The organism is Mucilaginibacter sp. A5337 (assembly GCF_059690695.1).
The window spans coordinates 451,930-472,580 of sequence record NZ_JCAWEC010000007.1; the positions used below are offsets into that span (position 1 = coordinate 451,930).

Sequence of the window (20,651 nt, forward strand, 5' to 3'; positions counted from 1 at the left end):
CAATCAAAAATAAGGCGATGAAACCTATTAAAATTGCCATAGCCGATGATTATACCATATACAGGGATGGCCTCAAAATTGGCCTTACCCAGGATGAGAACCTGGAAGTAATGCTTGAAGCCGGCGATGGTGAAGACCTGATAAAGGGCATTGAAACGAATATGCCTGATGTAATTATCATGGACCTTAAAATGCCCGTTATGGATGGCATGGAAGCAACCAAACACATCAAAAAGAAGTATCCTGATATGAAAATTTTAGTAGTGACCATGTACGACGATGAAAAGTTTGTGATCCACTTAATGGAGATTGGCGCTAACGGATACCTGTTAAAAAATGCAGAAGCAGAGGAGATCAGGAGAGCAATATATTCCGTATACGAAACAGGTTATTACTTTAACAATATTGTAAGCAACGCGTTATTAAAGAAACTGGTGATAAAAGGCAACGTCAAACCATCTTTTAAAGAAGGGGTTGAACTTACCGAACGAGAACAGGATGTACTGAAACTGATTTGTGCCGAAAAAACAGCCAACGAAATGGGGCAGCAACTTTTCCTTAGCCCACGCTCGGTTGAAGGCATCAGACAACGTTTGATAGATAAAGTGGGAGTACGCAATACGGCCGGGTTGGTAATGTTTGCTGTAAAGAACGGAATAATATAAAGCTTCTAAAACGGCATTACAACTGCAACTTCTTTAGCAAACGCCATTTTACTTTAACAGTTCACCATCGTTTTACTTAAAACAAAACAATAGAAAGCAAAATCAACAGATATAACCTATAAAAAACAGATTATAAGTGCAAAATCAGAAGCTCGAAATAGTAAAAATTCATTCAAATGGAAAAAGTTAGTAAAAAATTACCATAAAAATTCAATTTATTACCAACAAATACAATTTTCATTGATATTTTTACAACAGATTTGACTGATTGATTAATATTTGAATGAAAAGAAGTATTCAATGCGATAATAACACCTGTTTTTTATGCAAAGGATGTATAAAAGAGTGGCTCCCCGCAATAGCAGCTAATAAAAAGAACTTTGCTGTAAAAAAAGGGCAGGTTATTTTCAGTGAGGGCGACCCTGTAAAGGGAATTTACTTTGTTTATGAAGGCAATATAAAAGTTCACAAAAAATGGGGAGCAGATAAAGAACTTATTATCCGCTTTGCCAACAAAGGGGCTATTTTTGGCCATCGTGTGCTGGGTAAACACGCTACCCACTACCCTATTTCGGCAACCGCTTTAGAAGCCGGCATCATATGTTTCATCGATATGGACTTTTTTGAGGCTACTTTAAAGGTAAATCCTCAGTTTACCTATCAGCTGATGCTATTTTTTGCCGATGAACTGCAGGAAGCCGAACGCAAAATGCGCAACCTTGCCCACATGCCGGTAAAAGGCCGCGTAGCCCAGGCCCTCATAAGCCTGAAAGAACAGTTTGGCATAAACCCCGATGGACATATCGATGTTGAACTTACACGACAGGACCTTGCCTCATACGCCGGCGCTACTTACGAAACCGTTTTCAGGGTGGTTAACGAATTGCTGCAGGAAAAACTGATCAGCACAAACGGCAAAAAGATCAGTATTATCAATCATGACAAGCTTTTTCTTTTAACGCAGGATGACGAACTGTAAAAGGAGGCTTTTAAATTAGAGCAGAATTTAATTTAATCCTTTAAATGGATTTATAATTTCCAGTTGTGAATCTATGATTTGACCATCATTCATATCTTCGGAATATAATATTGAACAACCGGACTCCAATGCTGTCGCTACAATTATTGAATCAAACAACTGAAAATCATATTTATTCATAATCTCCAAGGCACGCAGCATCATAGGTTCATTTACCGGAACATAAACACATTGCTGCAAATACATCTTTATCAGATCAGCAACTTTATGCTTTGAAAATTTCCATTTCCGCAGACAAACATTAATAAATTCACTAAGGTTTTGAGAACAAAAGATAGGATTATCAGCAATTATTTGAATAGCTTCTGCTTGCTTTGGGGGTAAAAAGCATCTAATGCGTAAAGCAAAATATTAGTATCGACAGCGATATCACTCATAATCATTGGCTTCATCCCTGTCAAACCTATAACCACCACTATTGAAGGTAAACCCCTTTAATCTGTCTTTCAAATACCCAACTCTTATTTCTATAGGTGTAGTTTCTTTTTCAATTGATTTAGTTTCATCGACTGAAAATGCGATAATTTCAATCATCTTTCCAACCAAATCGTCCGGTAGCTCAAGCGTAAGACTCTTTTTGTTAGATTTTAATATTGTTCTTATCATAACATCAAATTTACAAAATTCAAGCCATCATTACGATATTGATAATCATTTTCGACATTTAATAATTACAGCCAACCAACCTTACCCCGCCAAATTCCTAACCTCCACAGGCGATAAAGATGTTTGCTTTTTAAAGAAATTTGAAAAATGTGATAATTGTTCAAAGCCCAGACTATAAGCTATTTCTGAGATATTCCAGTTAGTTTGTTTGAGCAGGATACGGGCTTCCTGAACAACCCTTGCAGCTATATGCTCGGTAGTGGTTTTTCCGGTGCTTTCTTTTAATACTTTATTGAGATGATTGCTATGAACGGCAAGCCTGTCGGCATAATCTTTAGCAGTGCGGAGGACGATCTTTTGGTCGGGCGATGCTATCGGGAACTGCCTCTCCAGCAACTCAATAAATAGCGATGATACCCTTGCCGATGCATTATGGCTATTACCATAATTGGTAAATGGCTGTAATTTTTGACCGTAATGGATGAGTTCCAGTACATAGTTCCTGATCAGGTCATACTTATACAGATAATCTGAAGCTAATTCCTGTTGCATTTTTTTAAAAATAAGGGACAACTCATCTGCCTGTTCATCACTGATTTCAAACACCGGGCAGCCACCAGGGCTAAAGATTGGCAGCGCATCCAATACCACACCACTTTTCGACTGTACTAAAAACGCATCGGTAAAAACGCAGAACATTCCTGACTGATCCATACTTTGCGGCTTCCAGCCATAAGGAATTTTGGGAGTACCGAATACCAAAGCATTTTTTTCTATATGAATCACTTTATCAGCATATTCGGCAACATTGCGTCCTCTCACCAGGTTTATCTTATAGTACAGCCTCCTGTTGTAAGGTACATATGAAGGATCTTTTTTTACTCTGTTAAATATTTCCCCAACGTTAAATACGTTAAAATGCCCTATCTCTTTATTAATATCAACCGGAAGCAAATCTGCTACTGCGCCATCTGAATGTTTGGCAGCATTTTTATAAAAATCTTCAACAGTTACTGTTTTCATATGCTTATCCCTGTTAACAAAGCTACTTATAAATCCCAGGCCAAAGCACACTGATAATTGAATATGATAGATACCTGTCAATAATCAACACATTAAAAGTCACCATTCAATATAGGATCGTCAATTACAGATAACACCATTACTTGAATTTGGTAAACAACAGCGAAAAGAATAAAGTGTTACTTTATCACAATTAAACTGTCACAAGCATGGGGAACCGTGTTTTTAGCTATTAAATATGCCCAGCATGTTACAAATTAAAGGTAAAACACATGGCGCAGCCAGTCCTTTAAACGGGAGAAACTATTACGACCGGAAACATCAAAACAGAAGTATGGAAATACCAAAAGATAACGTACTAGCTTATTGTGCCGAGTGATTAGCACCAATAGCCCCGAATATCAGCATTGCGACGATATCTTCTAAGCGCCCCGGCCACCCCGGCCTGTTATTCATAACATAAAAATGGCCGGAATTTCTTCCGACCATTCGTGGGCTGAAACCCTCCTCTTCTATGTAATATCAATATTAATAACCCGGGTTTTGGTACATCTTAACAGGGTCAAGTTTGTACTCATCAAATGGGATTGGGTAATAACGATCTTTAGTAGTAAAGTTTGCCAGTGAAGCCAAACCAAAATCAGTTTGCTTTTTAGCGTGGAAGTAAGCAACCAGCTCGTCGGTTGTAAACGTGCGCAGCAAATCGAACCAGCGATGGTGCTCAAATGCCAGTTCAACACGACGCTCGTGTAAAATAGCCAGTTTAAGTGTTGGGTACCTTGCAGCGTAATCGCTGTTGGTCATTGATACCGCGTAGGTTGGCATACCGGCACGGGTACGCACCTGGTCAAGGAAGCCTGTTGCAGTAGCCTGATCGCCAAGGTAATTATTAACTTCGGCCAATGAAAGGATCACATCAGCATAACGCATCAGGATCCAGTCGTTACCACCGTAACCGTTAATACCTGCAGCTGTGCTAACATCCCTGAATTTGGTAACAAACCAATCTTTTACAATTGGATCATTTGCATATTTAACAGAGAAAGTCATACGCGGATCGCCGGTTTCGTACTCATTGATCAAATCGTGAGTAACGTTATAACCTGCACCTGTAGATACTTTTTGTGAGTTAATAGTTTCGCCTTTAGCCTGAAAGTTAGCAGCAATTGACGAGCTATAGTTCAAATCGCCCTGGATGTTAACGATCTGGAAGATCAACTCCGGACAAGTTGTTTTTTTTGCAACATCAAAAACGTCAGTGTAAGGAATGGCATTCAACGCGCCGAAAGTGCGCATGTTGTAAGCATTCATTAAAAATGTTTTGGCATTGTTAAGGTTAGTTGTACGGTTAGCCTGATCCTGTGTTGTTGCCATGGTAAGGTAAACCTGACCTAACAGGAAGTTAGCAGCGGCTTTTGAAGCACGACCGGTTGATGCCTGCAGATTAGGCAGCGGGCTGGCAATCACATCGGTTAAATCGGCAACAATTTGCTGATAAACAGTTGCCTGTTTTTCGCGGAAAGTTTGTGCTGCAACATCACCTGCTGATGATAACGCTTTAGTTACCAAAGGCACATCGCCCCAGGTACGTACCAGGTCGAAATAAATAAAGGCACGCAAAAATTTAGCTTCAGCAGCATATTTTAGTTTTACATTATTATCAGGAAAAGTAACCTGATCAATATGCGATAATACAGAATTTGCACGGCTAACTGTAGTATACAACGATACCCAATGGCTTTTCAGATAAGTATTGGTTGGCAATATAGAAAAGTTACCAAACTGGAACGGTTCGCCAGAGTTTGACTGGTTATCCTGTGTACCGGTATCATCCGAGCGCTGGTCTGTCCAAAGGTCGCTGCTTTCGCCAACGTTATTGCCGCTTCGTAATGATTGGTATATACCGTTTACTGCCAGCAAAACATCATTAGGCGTTTTGTAACTCGCATCGACTGATATGGCGTTCGGATCGCTTTCGTTCAAAAAGTCTTTTTTACAAGACGGGGCTATCGCCACAACGGCAGCAAGGCAGGCCATGGCTATAAATTTCTTATTCATCATCTATATCTCTTTAAAAAATTTATTAAAAAGTAACATTAACACCTAAGTTGTATGACCTAACCAGCGGATAAGTACCATAATCGATACCTGGAGCAAGGTTAGGGTTTTGAGTGTTGTTTGAGGCAGCACCTGAGTAGTTGTAATCAACATCAGGATTATAACCTTTGTATTTGGTGATGGTAAATGCATTAACCACACTTGCAAATACACGGGCTTTGCTCAGGCCTAAAGTTTGTTGTAAAAAGCCAGGTAAAGTATAACCTAAAGTCAGGTTGGTACAACGCAGGTATGAGCCGCTTTGCAGGTAAAAGGTTGATAAACGGGTGCTGTTACTTTGTGTACCTGCACGTGAAGCGCGGTAAAATGAACCGTCCCCCGGATCAGCTTCGTTACGGTAACGTTGTGCAACGTTAGCATACTGGTTGCCTGAACCTTCACCATTGTACAGGTAATAATCCTGTCCGTCAAGGATCTGGTTGCCGTATGAGCCGTTGAATGAAGCGCTTGCATCAAAACGTTTGTAGGTACTGTTGAAAGCAAAGCCGTAGGTAAATTTAGCGTACGGCGAGCCGATAACGGTTTTATCAGCATCGTTAACAATACCGTCTTTATTGGTGTCAACAAACCAAAGATCACCAATTTTGGCAGGGTTGGTTTGTGAAGCTGACGGAGCGGTTTTACCAAGGTTTGAAGCATTGATTATACCACCAACTTTAAAGCCATAAAACATACCTAAAGGCTGACCTTGTGTTGTAATGCTGGTTAAATATGAACGCTCTGCACCGTTGATGATGATTGTATTTTGCGCAGGCAATTTAACTACCTTGTTACGGTTTAATGAAATATTACCGCTTGCACCAAAAGTAAAGTCTTTGTTGTTGATGATCTTACCGTCTAACTGCAAGTCAAAACCGGTGTTACGGATCTTTGAATCGCGCAGGTTGGTAAGGATGGTAGTACTACCCGAAATAGCCGATATTGGCTGGTTGTACAACAGGTTGTATGAATAACTCAGGTAATAGTTGGCAATAACCTGTAACCTGCCGTTAAATAAACCTATGTCAGTACCAAAGTTATACTGTGAAGTGGTTTCCCATTTCAGGGTGTTGTCTTTAAGGCCACCAGGGTAAGTAGCTGTTACAGCGCTGTTACCATCAAGCACTACACCGGTAGGGCTTGCCAGAGTTTGCTGAATGTTGTAGTTACCAATGTTGTAGTTACCACTTTTACCCCAGCTTGCACGAATTTTAACCGTTGATTGATCACCAAGGAAGTTGTGGTAGAACGATTCGTCAGAAAGGTTCCAGCCTGCTGCTACTGAAGGGAAATAACCATACTTATTTGCCGGGCCGAAACGTGATGAACCATCAGCACGGAACGACGCTGTTAAGAAATATTTGCCGGCATAGTTATAGTTAGCACGACCAAGATATGACAACAAGGTGTAAGCATTTTTGTAAGCTGAGTTTAAGCTAAAGTTAGCCGCCAAAGCTCCTTTGTTTGATATTTCAGGAATATTATCATTCTGGAAACCATCAGCCCTAACACTAAAATAGTCGTTAGTTGTACGTTGCGCGGTATAACCAGCTAAAGCGTCAAAATGGTGTTTACCAATCTGCTTATTGTAGTTTAGGGTAAACTCGGCAAGCTTATCAACTGTTGTTAAGTTTGAAGCCTGTGCGTTGGCAGCCAATATTGATTGCTGAGACCCCGGAGGGAAAGCACCGCTACTCAATGTAGTAGGATAATAATAATCGTACTTTTCGGTATAAGTTTGAGTACCTAAGTTAGTTTTAAAATTAAAACCAGGTAATATATTATACGTTACGTTAGCATTATAAGTGCTGCGATAACCTTTCCTGTTAATTTTAACGCGCTCGGCAAGGGCCACCGGATTTTCGATACCCTGGTAACCATACTGAGTAGAGCCTGCAGCTTCGGCATTAGTAGCCAATGAACCATCAGCGTTGTAAGCCGGCAGATATGGCATGTAGATCAAAGCGCCCAATACCGGTCCATGGTCAAAACGGCCTTCAGGAATTTCCTGGTTAGTGTTTTGAGTGTATGCTACGTTTGCACCGATGTGGATACGTTTGCTTACATCCCCCTCAACGTTTGAACGGAAGTTATAGCGTTGCTGACCTGATGATACAATTATACCAGGGTTGTTTTGATAAGAACCGCTAACATAGTAACGCACATTATTAGCTGCACCACCAGAAAATGAAAGGGTGTGTTTTTGGAAAATTACATTATGGTATAATTCATCCTGCCAATCGGTATTTACAGTTTGTTTGATAGGGGTTTGAGTAGCAAAGTTGTATAAACCATCCGGAATACTAACGCTGCCGGTGTTACCAACATTGGCAACACGAGTGCTGTTAGGGTCAGAGTACATGGTGTCATTCCAGGTATGGCCCGAATTTACCCAAAGGTCATGGTAGGCATTGTTACGACCATCGATAACCAGCAACGCAGCCTGATCGGCATCTAAAAGTTTCACTTTGTGGGCAAGCTGATCAACACCTGTCTGAACGTCATATTCAAAACGGCCTTTACCCTCTTTACCTTTTTTAGTAGTGATCAATACCACACCGCCAGATGCACGAGAGCCATAAATAGCAGCCGAAGCAGCATCTTTTAAGATGTCGATGCTTTCAACATCATCAGGGTTAATGAAGATATCATTACCTGCAGGATAGCCGTCAATTACATATAGGGGATCAGAACTGGCATTTAGTGAACCAACACCCCTCACCCTGATCTTGGTGCTTGTGTAAGGTGCACCGCTGGTTTGAGAAATCTGCACACCTGCAACCTTACCTGCAAGGGCCTGACCTAATGAAGGGGCTGAAAGATTAAGATCACCCGGTTTTATACTGGCAATTGCACCGGTAACATCGCTTTTACGGATAGTTTGGTAACCGATGGCTACAACCTCGTTAAGCATGTTTGATTTTGGCTTCATCTTAACGTTATAAGTTGACGAGTTGCCAATAGCTACTTCCAATTGTTCGTAACCAATAAAGTTAAAGAGTAACACGGCACCTTCTTCGGCAGAAATGGTGTATTTACCGTTTGTGTTAGTTGAAACACCCTTATCGGTACCCTTAATACGTACCGATACACCGGGTAAAGGAAGGTTAGTTTCGTCGGTAACAGTACCGGTAATTTGCTTTGCAGCTTCAGACACTATATTTTTTGCCGAAGCGTTTGAGATAAAAGGTTTTAGCAAAACCAGTAAAAATAATGCAGGGATGAAAAAAAACCTGCTCAAAAGATTTGGATTAATCTTTTTATTCATATTTTTAAAATTGATTGTTGAAAGAAATGACTTAAAGCCTTGGACCGCTTTTGAGTTATTTGACAATTATCCCGGACCAGGTGAGTGTTAGCGCATTCACCGGTTCTTAGTTTTATCGCCGAGCTCGATGTTAAGTTGAAGTTAATGTTACATAGGCGACTATTTTTAAAGAAGTGAGCAAATAATTAATAATTTCATAATTATTATTGCGTTAATATTAAACAATATTAATACAGAGTTATTAATATTGCAATAATTACAGCAAAGCTAAACCAGTTATCTTAATCAAAGGATACCTTAGTGTTAAATTTGCATTAATAAAAAATAAAAAAATCACCACCCTTTTACAGGCTTTTTTACTTTGGTTCATTTATTTAAACTACCATGAAGTAGTGGTAAAATTCACGTTATTTTTACGTGATGAGGTTACGGCTATCCCCTTTTCATCACCGCCAAGCAATGAAAAGCCTTCCAGTTCATCCCCCCTGTTTATACCGTCAACCTGGCTCAGCACTACCTGTTTACCTGCCTCAATCGACTTTTTAAGATCAACATACGTAAACCGCCATTGCCTGCCCTCAAGCTTGTTTTGGATAAGGACTAAAACACCTTTATCAGCTTTCCAAAACAGATTTTGCACCCAGGGTGTACAGGTAAACTTTTTGTAAAGAACACCGGGTTCCTTAGTGCTTTTAGCTTTGGCCAGCTTTTCGGGATCGTATAAACGTACTTCGTTGCCATGGTCGCCATAATCGGCGGTAGCCACATACCACTTATTATTATATTTTACATATTCGGGTCGGGTACCCTGGATACAGGCATCATCCTCAATTGTATTAATTAAATTACCATCAAGCGTACCGGTTTTAAGCAAACCTTTCCAGTTCACATTATAAATAACTGCTCTCCACTGGCTGCCCGCAGCATTCAGGCGGATAGAATTACCTATAAAGGTTGGGCCTTTATCATTATTATAAGCTATACCTGTAGGGTGATTAATAACATCCCGCCCGTTTTGGGTTAGCTTATACTCTTTATGCTGATACACCAGGCTATCATGATCCAGCCTAAACTCGCGGATCATCCCCACCTCTCTGTCGCCATATAAAAATATACGGCCATTTTGATAAGAGATCCCCTGGCATGCGCCTAACGAATCGATAGTTATGGCGCGGTCAAGCTTATGATCAATTGTCCCGGTGGTGATGCTGCCAATCCCTAAAACAGCAGCTATCATTGTTAAAGTAATTTTTTGCATGGAGTTAAATAAAGTAATTGCATTAGTGATCGAACTATAGCCTTAAGCTTTCCGCATTATGCTTTCAGCTTTTAACGAGGATCAAGTGGTTCGTCCGGATCAATTTGTTTGGCCTCCTCAACCGGATAATATTCTGCTTCGGTTTCTGAATTGCGCTTAGCCAGTTTGTAAGGCACATAGTTCAGTTCTTTCTGGCAACGGGCATCCATGGTCATAATAAAATCCGTCTGCGATTTATCAGTTACCACAATACCAGGTTTATCGGCAGGGATACCATATTTATAAAGCAACCTTGCACTGTTGCGCATATTAGTAGTAGTGTGGCGCGCATGTGGCTCTATAATAACAACACTTTCGGGTATGTGAAGGGTTTTAACCAGGTAAACCTTCATTTCTTCAGCCTCATTATATTTTGTTTTATAAGGATGCACCTTACCGCCAGATACAATGATAAAAGGCGCTTTACCTGCCTTATACTCCTGTACAGCCAGCCTGCAACGCAGCATCCCCTCCCCGCTCAGCGGCGATGTTAAATTATCCGGACCAGCACCGGGTACAAGAATATTTGAATATGGATAATCGGCCCATTTAATCGTTTTCACACGAGTTACAGCAGCCTTGTTAGCATTTAGCTCCATCGGCTCGTAATTAGCAGGGTCCTGCCTTTCGTTAATTTGCAGATAAAGCAATGCCGCCTGCATGGCCGGTTCAAAAAACAGTTTGGTTCCTTTAATATCGCCAATCAATGTAGCACTGGCATCATACATTAGCGTATAATAGGCCCTCGCCTTAACGTTATAGCTAATTGAATCTATCTGCGGATAATTTGGCTTTTTACCCTCGGCATAAACACCGATAGTATAATTAATGCTCCAGGCATCCTGCTCCCAGGCTTTTACAAGCAATTGTGCGGGCGATAGCTTTTTGTACAAACTATATTGCCCCGATGGGATTAGCTTTGATTTAACCAGCTTATCAAGCGCACTGCCTGTTTTGTAAAGCGCGATAAGACGGTCGCTTACATTTTTGATATCTTCATCAGTTAATTTTACAGCAGCTGTTAAGCATAATGCGTCTTTACAATCGGTAAGAGAAGTGTTAAGTGCATCAAGTTTTTTCTGCGTGAGCTGTGCCAGTTCAGGATCGTTTTTTAGTAAAGTGCTTACCTCGGCGTCCTGCTCAAACAAAGTCAGCAAGCCGTAGTTTTTAATCTTTACATAATCTGTAGGTGTAGTTTTGGCAGGGGCCGGACTTTGTGCAGAAGCACTTAAACCACCCAACCCAAGCAATGCCAATAGCAGGAGTTTTTTCATTGAGCTGTTTTTTAACAAGGCGCAAATAACGCCTTAGCACATAAACTCAAGGTTAACTACTGGTAACTTTCCTCTTACAAAACAGGCCTATTTTTGATTTAAATTAAGATATACCATCTTTAGGACAAAATAGTCCATGTCAATTTTGATATTTGTAAAAGCTGATAATTTTACCGAATATCCCCTCATGGAAAGTACCGCCTTATTAAAAGCCATTATCGAAAACGCTATCGACGGCATTATCACGATTGATGAACGCGGGATCGTTGAAACCATCAACCCATCAGCATGCAAGCTTTTTCAGTATGAGCCGGGTGAGGTTATCGGCAAAAACATATCCATGTTAATGCCCCAGCCTTATAAACAGGAACATGATCATTATATCAACCGTTATCAAACTACCGGCACGGCACATATCATCGGTATTGGACGCGAAGTTACCGGGCTACGCAAAGATGGCACCCAATTCCCGTTCAGGCTTGGCGTTAGCGATGTAAACTACGCGGGCCGCCGTATCTTCACCGGTTTTATCCATGACCTGAGCCGTGAAAAGAAAGCCGAAGACCGGCTTAAAGAATATGCTTCGCAACTTGAAAACCTTGTGGAGGAACGTACCCTGTCGCTGAAAAAATCTTTTCTTGAATTGCAAAAAGCTAAGGAAGAAGTAAGTCAATCACTTGAAAAAGAGAAAGAACTCGGGCAACTCAAAAGCCGTTTTGTATCCATGGCATCGCATGAATTCCGTACCCCATTAAGTGCCGTTCAGCTATCAGCTTCGCTTATAGATAAATATGCGGAGCCATTTCAAAGTCCGCAGATCAGCAAACATGTTAACAAGATCAAAAATGCGGTTGGCAATCTCACCACTATCCTAAACGATTTTCTTTCGCTCGAAAAACTGGAGGCTGGTCGTGTTGAACCATCGTACAGTACGTTTGACCTGGTTAAACTGGCCGAAGAAATAACCGAAGAAATGCAACTCATCGCCAAACAAAATCAAACATTCCTTTATCAGCATACCGGCACAAATAGCCTGGTGCGGTTGGATACCAACCTGCTTAAAAATTGCATTATCAATCTTATTACCAACGCCATTAAATATTCGGGCGAGAATAGCTTTATTGAATTTAATACTGAAATAAATATTTCCGGATGTTCCGTTACGATAAAGGATAACGGCATAGGTATTCCGGAAAGTGACCAAAAGCATCTGTTCGAAGCCTTTTTCAGGGCGAATAATACAGGCAATATCCCCGGTACCGGACTGGGGCTTAACATTGTAGCACGGTATGCCGCCCTTATGAATGGCAAGGTTGATTTTCAAAGCAATGTAAACGAAGGCACTTCATTCACCATTTCATTCCCTGTACAATGAGCCAAAAGATCCTGATCATAGAAGATAATACAGATATCCGCGAAAATGTGGTTGAGATACTTGAGTTGGCCGGCTACATCGTGTTTGAGGCCGACAATGGTAAAGCCGGTATTGAACTGGCTGTTAAAAACCTGCCCGATGTAATACTTTGCGATATCATGATGCCGGAGCTTGACGGTTACGGTGTTTTATATATGCTGAACAAAAATCCAGAAACTGCTACCATCCCCTTTATATTTCTGACAGCCAAGGCCGAACGGATTGATCAACGAAAAGGTATGGAAATGGGAGCCGATGATTATTTAACCAAGCCTTTTGACGACATGGAACTGTTAAGTGCCATTGAAAGCAGGCTCCGAAAAAAAAACGCCCAGCAAAACTTCTATAGTCAATCGCTCGAAAACTTAAACTCCATTGTGTCAAAAAACAGCGGACTTGCCGAGCTAAAGCGCATCATAGCCGAACGTAAAGCCCGCCAGTTTAAAAAAGACCAGGTTATTTATTACAATGGCGATAAAGGAAATGGCTTGTACTTAATACTGAACGGCCGGGTTAAAACAGTTAAACTGGCCGATGATGGTCGCGAACTGATGACTGCCATCCATTCGGCCGAAGAATACCTTGGTGTAAATGCCATGCTCTCAAACGAGGCCTATTCAGATACCGCAACAGCCATGGAAGATAGTCTGCTATGCCTGATCCCTAAAGACCAGCTGGATAACCTGCTTAATTTATACCCGGGTGTGGCCCGAGAGTTTATCAAACTACTCTCCAACCATATCCGCGACAGGGAAGAACAGTTACTGCAGCTTGCTTATAACTCTGTAAGGAAAAGAATGGCCGATACCCTGATACGTCTTTACAAACAACAGGGAAGCGATTTCAAAGTATCGCGCGAGGACCTTGCAGCCATGGCCGGCGTTGCAACCGAAACCGTGAGCCGCACCCTTACCGATTTTAAAGACGAAAACCTTATTGATAAAAAAGGTAGCCAGATCACTGTGCTCTCCCCCGAACGGCTTGGTAAAATGAAAAACTGATCGCCATCATTTTTTTAGGTGATATTACTCATTCCCACAGCAAGCGCTTCAGGGTAGTTTTGCTTTCGGTTAAATGAATGAAGGATGAAAGCGATAGCTTATAATATCAAACCGTTTGAAAAAGAATTTTTGGCGATAGCCAATCGCAAAAAGCATGAAATTACGCTGATATCAAACAATCTAAACCCCGATACCGCCATATTTGCCCAGGGAAAAACAGCGGCTATCATAACTATCGAAGATGAGGTTTCGCCGGATGTTATAGCAAAGCTTTCGGAAGCCGGCATTAAATATATTGTAACCCGTTCATCCAATACCGACCATATCGACAAGGAGGCAGCTGCACAATTTGGGATTAAACTGGCCAATATCCCATCTGCAAGTCCGCACGTTGTCAATACCGGCGATACATTACAGGAAATCGCCAATCAAACCATTCGCTGTCTTGATCTCTGGCAATTAAATAAATGCGTAGGCAAAGCTTGTGTTTGTGCAAAAGGGTGTAGGGCTGTGGTTGAGGATGATGTGAAGGAAGCTCTGTAAATGCTACTTCTGAATCAATACCAGTAATTCCTGTGGTGTTTCATAAGTTGTGCCTTTATAGCTAAGCGCTTTAACACCTACACAAACAGTATCTACTGCTTTGGTAGCATGGGTAATATAGATCTTTCCACGTACGTCGGGTTCTGTACCATCGCTTACCATTTTCATGCCGGTTAACAATTGCATTACGCTGTCAATACCCGTTTTTTTATCAAAGTTTTTTTCTTTTCCTTCGGGGAAGTAATAATCAAACTTATCGCAAGTAATCCTGAACTGGGTTTCGCGACCAAGTTCTGTAAACTTAAATTTGATGGATTGTACGTCATCATTTGAGCCGGATTTGCTTTTGCAGGCAACGAATGATGCTGTCACAAATAATAAGAAGATAGTCAGTTTTTTCATCGGTTTATATATTCTTATTCTAATATCGGGCTTTTACATAAAAAACGTAAATATCATCGTTAAGCGGAATCCACGCTATTGCTTCTTCAACGCTACACATATCAATCACACTTACAAAAGTTTGATATTTCATCTTATTTCCGAAGTGAAAACGGATGCCCAAAGTTTTACTTTTTATCCGGATCATACTTTTGATTTCAAACCTTGCAAATTCAAGCAGCGATTGATCGCCCATTGCATTGCCGGTTAAATTGACATTTGTATAACTCCTCTCCGGGGGAATCTTGACATGGTATTTTTTTGCTATTAACCTATCCATATCAGGATCAACTATTGCAATATTCAATGCACCCCTATGAACAAAAGCCTTATGCTGATATAAAAACATGAGGCATAACATTGGAAATAAAACCAGGCTAATCAATCCAGGAACATAGGTTATAGGTTTGTGCGGAGCTAAGGTTAATATTTTCATGATGAGGTTTATAGGATTATGTTCACTATACAACGTCAAATCATCAAAATTATTCCCTTACACTCCTACTGCTCCTATTTCAACTCATCCAGCACCCTGAACATTTTTTCTTTGATTCCCCGGCTCGATCCGCTGAAGTTGTTGACCATGATAGAAAAACAAAGCTCACGCCCATTTTTAGCCTGATAGCCGGCATAGCACAGCACATTATTGATACTGCCACTTTTCATTTTCATATCGTTATAAACAGGCAGGCTTGCATAAAAATCAGCAAACCAGCTTTCCTTTTTTGCCGATTGCAGCACACGGGCAAGTGTTAAGGTAGTAACCCTATCGCCGGGCGAAAGGCCGCTGCCATCGTAAATATTTAAACTCCTTGTATCTATCCCCCGCGCCGCCCAAAACTTTTGCACCTCATCAACGCCGTTGGCAGTTGTAGGCTTACGGCCCTGTTTCCAGGCTATGGTTTTAAGCAATTGTTCTGCATACAGGTTGATACTTTTTTGATTAAGCCAGTAAACGATCTTGCTTAAAGCAGGTGACGAGATAGTTGCCAGATTTTTGGTAATAACAGGAGTGGGTAAGTTTTTAGCACTCAAAGTAGCAGCCGATTCCGGTTCGTTACCGATAATAATACCAAGGCTTCTGAGCGTATCATTAAGCCGCAACGCAGCGTCATAAGCAGCATCAGGCAGGGCTGCAGAAATACTTTTCTTTTCCTGATCAATAGCATAAGTACCACGCAGGTACATTACCTTGCTGCCGACCGGCAAAAAGGCATAAGCATTATCGCCAGATCCGGAAGCACCGTTGGTTAATTCGCTTTTAAATGAAAGATATGGCATCTGCGGAACGGTACGAGATACACCAACCGTGTTACCAACTACACCAGTACGCAGTTTAATATCGAACTGATTTTCGCGCCAGCAAAGGCCTGAAGTCCCTGCACCGTAATAATTACCTATATCCTGCCAGATCCATCCTTCGGGTATAGACTGGGTTCCGAAAATACTATCATCACCAATAATACGACCGCTTATTTTTTTGATGCCCGCCTTTTGCAGAGCATCGGCCATAAGCGCCAATATATGCCTCTCTTTGGTTTGCTCGTAGCGCCAACTGCCAAGGGTTGGGTCACCGGCGCCTTTGATGATGATATCGCCGTTCAGCATGCCATCGGCACCGATATCGCCGGTGTAACCTAATTGCGTTTGGTATTGAAAATCCGGGCCTAAAATATTAAAGGCCGTAATGCTGGTAATGGTTTTAAGTGTTGACGCTGTTGCTAAACCCATATTAGGGTTTCCGGCAAACACCTGTTCGCCTGTTTTAGCATCAAGTACGGTTAATGACACCGAAGCATAACTACACTGGCTATCGGCCTGTAAACGACCAAAGGCATTTGATATTTTTTGCTGAAGCGTTTGCGCCGCAGCAGATCCTCCTATAAATAAAAAACTAATTATCAGTAAGCGCCTCATCCTGTTTCTTAACGTTCCGCTGCGAAATATAATATATCGGTACACCTATCAATACAATAATAAAGCCTGGCCAGGTAAACTGAGGCTTATAAATGATCAGCAATACACAAAATATCAATCCCATGATAATATAAATAGCAGGTAAAATTGGGTATCCCAATGCTTTATAAGGACGCTCGGCATTTGGATGTTTTTTTCGCAGGATATAAATGCCAAAGATGGTAAGCACATAAAAAATCACCACCACAAAGGATATCATATCGAGCAGGTCACCATAGCGACCGCTCAGGCAAAGTATCGAAGCTACCGCGGCCTGGATCCATAAACCAAATTCAGGCACACCGGCTTTGTTTAACTCCCCTGTTTGTTTAAAGAACAAGCCATCTTTTGCCATGGTGTAATAAACCCTGGCACCCGAAAGTATCAGGCCGTTATTACAACCAAAGGTTGATATCATGATCATAACCGCAATGATATACGTGCCGAGATTACCGAATATGATATGTGATGCAGCCACCGCAACACGGTCTTTATCAGCAGTAGCTATGTCATGCATAGATAGCACGCCTGTGTAAGCAACGTTGGCCGATACATAGATAACAGTCACGATCAAAGTACCCAAACCAAGGCTTAAAGCAACATCCCTTTTAGGGTTCTTCATTTCGCCTGCTATAAAAGTTACACTGTTCCAGGCATCGCTGCTAAATATCGAGCCAACCATCGAAGCCGCGATAGCCCCCATGGCGGTAGCAAGGGTAAGGCTTACGGTTGTATTGTCGGCCTTGAGGTTATGAATATCCCAGGCGTTACTCCAGTTGGCATGCCAGATCTCTGGTTTCAGCGCTACAAACCCAAATATGATCAAGCCAAACAAGCTCAAAAGCTTGGTAAGTGTAAAAGTGGTTTGGATAATTTTGCCGCTTTTAACCCCTTTTGTATTAATGTAGGTAAGTAGCACGATAATGAAAATTGACATTAGCTGTGCTGCGCTGATCTTCAAAAAACCGAGTTGAAAAAGTATGTTATCTTCACTAAAAGCCGGGATCAAATATGCAGTGAACTTGCTAAAAGCGACCCCAACTGCGGCAATAGTACCGGTTTGAATCACCGCGAAAAAACTCCAGCCATATAAAAAAGCTATCAGCTTGTTGTAGGCTTCTTTTAAGTAAACATACTGACCGCCTGCTTTGGGGAACATACCGCTTAATTCGCCATAACTAAGGGCAGCAGTAAGCGTCATAAAGCCGGTAATGATCCAGATGGCTATGAGCCAGCCGGCTGAACCTACGTTACGGGTAATATCGGCACTAACAATAAAAATACCAGAGCCTATCATGGAACCTGATACCAGCATGGTACCATCCAGCAAGCTAAGCTCATGTTTCATTTTGGGTTGCGATGAGTTTTTCGCCATATATTGTTTTGGAGTTTAAATCTCTAAACTATTCAAAAACTTTAATATTAAGGATCACTATTGTAAATAAATAAAATTACTATTTTGCAATACCAATTATTATTTACACACTGTATAAAAACCAACACAGTGCCTACTTACTAAACCAAATTTGTGATATGGATTTTCTAAACAATTATTTAATTTATTTAATTCCTGTTTTAGGGCTGATCGGCATCCTTGTTATGGCCGTTAAAGCGGCCTGGGTTACCAAACAAAACGCCGGTGACGGCGACATGGCCACACTGGCCGGTTACATAGCCGACGGCGCAATGGCCTTTTTACGTGCCGAATGGAAAGTACTTGGCGGTTTTGTTGCCGTTGCAGGTATTTTGCTGGCCTGGTCGGGCACCACGGTTGCCACTTCAAGTTGGGTTATTGCCATATCATTTTTGATAGGAGCGTTTCTATCGGCTTTTGCAGGGTACCTGGGTATGCGCATTGCTACCAAAGCTAACGTACGCACTACACAGGCCGCACGTACCAGCCTGGCACAAGCATTAAAAGTTTCATTTACAGGCGGAACAGTAATGGGCTTGGGTGTTGCCGGTTTGGCCATCATTGGTTTAGGATCGCTTTTTATAGTTTTTTACCAGTTTTATGTAGTTAAGGTAGCAGGCAGTAGCGTTAACGGCGAGGCTATGGCAAAAGCACTTGATGTTTTGGCGGGCTTTTCGTTAGGCGCTGAATCAATAGCACTGTTTGCACGTGTTGGCGGTGGGATCTACACCAAAGCGGCCGACGTAGGTGCCGACCTTGTAGGCAAAGTTGAAGCGGGCATTCCGGAGGATGACGTACGTAACCCCGCTACCATTGCCGATAACGTAGGTGATAACGTAGGTGACGTTGCAGGTATGGGCGCCGACCTTTTTGGCTCATATGTTGCCACAATGCTGGCAACCATGGTACTCGGCCGCGAAATTGTATCGCATGATAATTTTGGCGGTATTGCCCCGGTGTTGTTACCGATGGTGATTGCTGGTTTAGGATTAATATTTTCTATTGTTGGCGCATCACTTGTAAAAATTAAAAATGAAACCGATAGCGTACAAAATGCCCTGAATATTGGCAACTGGGCGTCAATTGTATTAACGGCTATAGCTACCTATTTTGTTGTACAATGGATGCTGCCATCGGGCGAATTTCACATGGTACGTGATGAAGTTAACGGTGTTGTAAAAGAAGGGATAATTCCTTTCACCAAAAACGGCGTTTTCGGATCAATAGTGGTTGGTCTTGTAGTTGGTACATTAATGTCAATTATTACCGAATATTATACGGCCATGGGCAAACGCCCGGTACTGAGTATTATCAGGCAATCGTCAACCGGTCATGCTACTAATATTATCGGCGGCTTATCGGTAGGTATGGAATCAACCGTGCTACCTATCCTTGTTTTAGCATCGGGCATTTATGGTTCCTATTATTTTGCCGGATTATATGGTGTAGCTATTGCTGCTGCCGGTATGATGGCTACAACGGCAATGCAGTTGGCTATCGATGCTTTCGGACCAATTGCTGACAATGCCGGTGGTATTGCCGAAATGAGCCGCCTACCCGAAGAAGTTCGTCACCGTACCGATAACCTGGATGCTGTTGGTAACACTACGGCTGCTACAGGCAAAGGCTTTGCTATTGCTTCGGCAGCGTTAACCTCATTGGCGTTATTTGCTGCTTTTGTGGGCGTAGCGGGCATTGAGCATATTGATATTTATAAAGCTAATGTATTGGCCGGCCTGTTTGTTGGCGGGATGATCCCTTTCATTTTCTCGGCCTTGTGTATCTCGGCGGTAGGTCGTGCCGCAATGGCCATGGTTGAAGAAGTACGTCGCCAGTTCCGTGAAATTCCGGGCATCATGACCTATGAGGGTAAACCCGAATACGAAAAATGTGTGGCTATCTCAACCAAAGCCTCCATCCGCGAAATGGTTGCCCCTGGGTTAATAGCACTGATCACCCCTATTATTATCGGTTTTGCCTTTGGCCCCGAAGTATTGGGTGGACTACTGGCAGGGGTTACCGTATCGGGCGTATTGATGGGCATTTTCCAGAGCAACGCCGGTGGCGCATGGGACAATGCCAAAAAATCATTTGAAAAAGGCTGCGATATCAACGGGGAAATTTTCTACAAAAAATCCGAGCCGCACAAGGCATCTGTCACCGGTGATACCGTAGGCGATCCGTTTAAAGATACTTCAGGCCCGTCTATGAACATCCTCATTAAATTAATGTCGATAGTATCATTAGTTATTGCGCCGCATCTGAACGGCCATCCGGCTGCAACCAGCGCCAAAATTCAAAAAGAAATGAATAAGCAACCCATCAGCGCGCATGTGGTTGTTAAAGCAGAGAAAAGTGTTTAATAGTTTTTATATTTAATGGAGAGGGCCGCCTGTTGAGGGCGGCTTTTTTGTTGTTATTTAGATATGAGATTTGAGACGTGAGATTTGAGACAGCCACCTGCTTATAACTCTTATCTAAACTTATGAAGTTTTAAAAACTTCGTAAGTTTTCCTTATTCTACTTAACATAATGCCCTTTCACCTTTCACCTTTCACCTTTCACCTTTCACCTTTCACCTTTCACCTTTCACCTTTCACCTTTCACCTTTCA

The 20,651-nt window shown here is 41.8% G+C and carries 17 protein-coding genes; 6 read left to right on the forward strand and 11 right to left on the reverse strand.

Annotated elements, in window-relative coordinates:
• Positions 1–17 precede the first annotated feature (17 nt).
• Together AC59JO_RS24465 and AC59JO_RS24470 are read left to right on the forward strand one after the other, a co-directional pair.
• Complete coding sequence (locus tag AC59JO_RS24465) at positions 18–665, forward strand: response regulator (protein WP_413666798.1); 648 nt, start codon at positions 18–20, stop codon at positions 663–665.
• A 283-nt stretch (positions 666–948) separates the two neighbouring features.
• Positions 949–1,644: a Crp/Fnr family transcriptional regulator gene (locus tag AC59JO_RS24470; protein WP_413666797.1), complete on the forward strand. Its 696-nt coding sequence runs from the start codon at positions 949–951 to the stop codon at positions 1,642–1,644.
• A 27-nt stretch (positions 1,645–1,671) separates the two neighbouring features.
• Here the strand turns inward: AC59JO_RS24470 and AC59JO_RS24475 are convergent, their stop codons facing one another.
• The 7 genes from AC59JO_RS24475 to AC59JO_RS24505 form a co-directional block, all read right to left on the reverse strand.
• Positions 1,672–2,040, reverse strand: a complete 369-nt coding sequence (locus AC59JO_RS24475) for a PIN domain-containing protein (protein ID WP_497308669.1) — start codon at positions 2,038–2,040, stop codon at positions 1,672–1,674.
• 33 nt (positions 2,041–2,073) lie between these two features.
• Entirely contained in the window at positions 2,074–2,310 is a 237-nt protein-coding gene (locus AC59JO_RS24480; RefSeq protein WP_413666796.1) for a hypothetical protein, read from the reverse strand.
• 81 nt (positions 2,311–2,391) lie between these two features.
• On the reverse strand, positions 2,392–3,333 hold the full coding sequence (locus AC59JO_RS24485; RefSeq protein WP_497308645.1) for a helix-turn-helix domain-containing protein: 942 nt from the start codon (positions 3,331–3,333) through the stop codon (positions 2,392–2,394).
• 528 nt (positions 3,334–3,861) lie between these two features.
• Entirely contained in the window at positions 3,862–5,391 is a 1,530-nt protein-coding gene (locus AC59JO_RS24490) for a RagB/SusD family nutrient uptake outer membrane protein (protein WP_497308647.1), read from the reverse strand.
• A gap of 25 nt (positions 5,392–5,416) precedes the next feature.
• Positions 5,417–8,698: a SusC/RagA family TonB-linked outer membrane protein gene (locus AC59JO_RS24495; protein ID WP_497308649.1), complete on the reverse strand. Its 3,282-nt coding sequence runs from the start codon at positions 8,696–8,698 to the stop codon at positions 5,417–5,419.
• A 379-nt stretch (positions 8,699–9,077) separates the two neighbouring features.
• Complete coding sequence (locus AC59JO_RS24500; RefSeq protein ID WP_497308651.1) at positions 9,078–9,956, reverse strand: hypothetical protein; 879 nt, start codon at positions 9,954–9,956, stop codon at positions 9,078–9,080.
• Between the two features lie 71 nt (positions 9,957–10,027).
• Positions 10,028–11,269 (reverse strand): YdcF family protein, encoded by a 1,242-nt coding sequence (locus AC59JO_RS24505; RefSeq protein ID WP_497308653.1) that lies wholly within the window; start codon positions 11,267–11,269, stop codon positions 10,028–10,030.
• 187 nt (positions 11,270–11,456) lie between these two features.
• On the opposite strand from AC59JO_RS24505, the gene AC59JO_RS24510 reads away from it, so the two are divergent.
• From AC59JO_RS24510 to AC59JO_RS24520, 3 genes are all read left to right on the forward strand, one after another.
• Entirely contained in the window at positions 11,457–12,644 is a 1,188-nt protein-coding gene (locus tag AC59JO_RS24510; protein ID WP_497308671.1) for a PAS domain-containing sensor histidine kinase, read from the forward strand.
• Positions 12,641–13,684: a response regulator gene (locus AC59JO_RS24515; RefSeq protein ID WP_497308655.1), complete on the forward strand. Its 1,044-nt coding sequence runs from the start codon at positions 12,641–12,643 to the stop codon at positions 13,682–13,684. The genes AC59JO_RS24510 and AC59JO_RS24515 overlap by 4 nt, the downstream gene beginning before the upstream one ends.
• Positions 13,685–13,768: 84 nt before the next feature.
• Positions 13,769–14,227, forward strand: coding sequence for a lactate dehydrogenase (locus tag AC59JO_RS24520; protein WP_497308657.1), 459 nt, complete (start codon positions 13,769–13,771; stop codon positions 14,225–14,227).
• A gap of 3 nt (positions 14,228–14,230) precedes the next feature.
• Here the strand turns inward: AC59JO_RS24520 and AC59JO_RS24525 are convergent, their stop codons facing one another.
• The 4 genes from AC59JO_RS24525 to AC59JO_RS24540 all read right to left on the reverse strand — a co-directional run bounded on the left by AC59JO_RS24525 (position 14,231) and on the right by AC59JO_RS24540 (position 17,999).
• Positions 14,231–14,629: a hypothetical protein gene (locus AC59JO_RS24525; RefSeq protein WP_413666787.1), complete on the reverse strand. Its 399-nt coding sequence runs from the start codon at positions 14,627–14,629 to the stop codon at positions 14,231–14,233.
• A 19-nt stretch (positions 14,630–14,648) separates the two neighbouring features.
• Positions 14,649–15,104, reverse strand: coding sequence for a hypothetical protein (locus AC59JO_RS24530; protein WP_413666786.1), 456 nt, complete (start codon positions 15,102–15,104; stop codon positions 14,649–14,651).
• A 74-nt stretch (positions 15,105–15,178) separates the two neighbouring features.
• Positions 15,179–16,585: a D-alanyl-D-alanine carboxypeptidase/D-alanyl-D-alanine endopeptidase gene (dacB, locus tag AC59JO_RS24535; RefSeq protein WP_497308661.1), complete on the reverse strand. Its 1,407-nt coding sequence runs from the start codon at positions 16,583–16,585 to the stop codon at positions 15,179–15,181.
• Positions 16,563–17,999: an APC family permease gene (locus AC59JO_RS24540; protein WP_497308663.1), complete on the reverse strand. Its 1,437-nt coding sequence runs from the start codon at positions 17,997–17,999 to the stop codon at positions 16,563–16,565. Before AC59JO_RS24540 ends, dacB begins: the two co-directional genes overlap by 23 nt.
• 158 nt (positions 18,000–18,157) lie before the next feature.
• On the opposite strand from AC59JO_RS24540, the gene AC59JO_RS24545 reads away from it, so the two are divergent.
• Positions 18,158–20,401 carry a sodium-translocating pyrophosphatase gene (locus AC59JO_RS24545; protein WP_413666783.1) on the forward strand — a complete coding sequence of 748 codons (2,244 nt, stop codon included), beginning with the start codon at positions 18,158–18,160 and terminating at the stop codon, positions 20,399–20,401.
• Positions 20,402–20,651: the final 250 nt, after the last annotated feature.

Bases quoted from the DNA above. Each gene is read 5' to 3' on its own strand.
- AC59JO_RS24500 (WP_497308651.1), bottom strand. From the start codon at position 9,956: ATGCAAAAAATTACTTTAACAATGATAGCTGCTGTTTTAGGGATTGGC.
- AC59JO_RS24490 (WP_497308647.1), bottom strand. From the start codon at position 5,391: ATGAATAAGAAATTTATAGCCATGGCCTGCCTTGCTGCCGTTGTGGCG.
- AC59JO_RS24510 (WP_497308671.1), top strand. From the start codon at position 11,457: ATGGAAAGTACCGCCTTATTAAAAGCCATTATCGAAAACGCTATCGAC.
- AC59JO_RS24480 (WP_413666796.1), bottom strand. From the start codon at position 2,310: ATGATAAGAACAATATTAAAATCTAACAAAAAGAGTCTTACGCTTGAG.
- AC59JO_RS24545 (WP_413666783.1), top strand. From the start codon at position 18,158: ATGGATTTTCTAAACAATTATTTAATTTATTTAATTCCTGTTTTAGGG.
- AC59JO_RS24515 (WP_497308655.1), top strand. From the start codon at position 12,641: ATGAGCCAAAAGATCCTGATCATAGAAGATAATACAGATATCCGCGAA.
- AC59JO_RS24525 (WP_413666787.1), bottom strand. From the start codon at position 14,629: ATGAAAAAACTGACTATCTTCTTATTATTTGTGACAGCATCATTCGTT.
- AC59JO_RS24470 (WP_413666797.1), top strand. From the start codon at position 949: ATGAAAAGAAGTATTCAATGCGATAATAACACCTGTTTTTTATGCAAA.
- dacB (WP_497308661.1), bottom strand. From the start codon at position 16,585: ATGAGGCGCTTACTGATAATTAGTTTTTTATTTATAGGAGGATCTGCT.
- AC59JO_RS24540 (WP_497308663.1), bottom strand. From the start codon at position 17,999: ATGGCGAAAAACTCATCGCAACCCAAAATGAAACATGAGCTTAGCTTG.
- AC59JO_RS24505 (WP_497308653.1), bottom strand. From the start codon at position 11,269: ATGAAAAAACTCCTGCTATTGGCATTGCTTGGGTTGGGTGGTTTAAGT.
- AC59JO_RS24495 (WP_497308649.1), bottom strand. From the start codon at position 8,698: ATGAATAAAAAGATTAATCCAAATCTTTTGAGCAGGTTTTTTTTCATC.
- AC59JO_RS24485 (WP_497308645.1), bottom strand. From the start codon at position 3,333: ATGAAAACAGTAACTGTTGAAGATTTTTATAAAAATGCTGCCAAACAT.
- AC59JO_RS24520 (WP_497308657.1), top strand. From the start codon at position 13,769: ATGAAAGCGATAGCTTATAATATCAAACCGTTTGAAAAAGAATTTTTG.
- AC59JO_RS24465 (WP_413666798.1), top strand. From the start codon at position 18: ATGAAACCTATTAAAATTGCCATAGCCGATGATTATACCATATACAGG.
- AC59JO_RS24530 (WP_413666786.1), bottom strand. From the start codon at position 15,104: ATGAAAATATTAACCTTAGCTCCGCACAAACCTATAACCTATGTTCCT.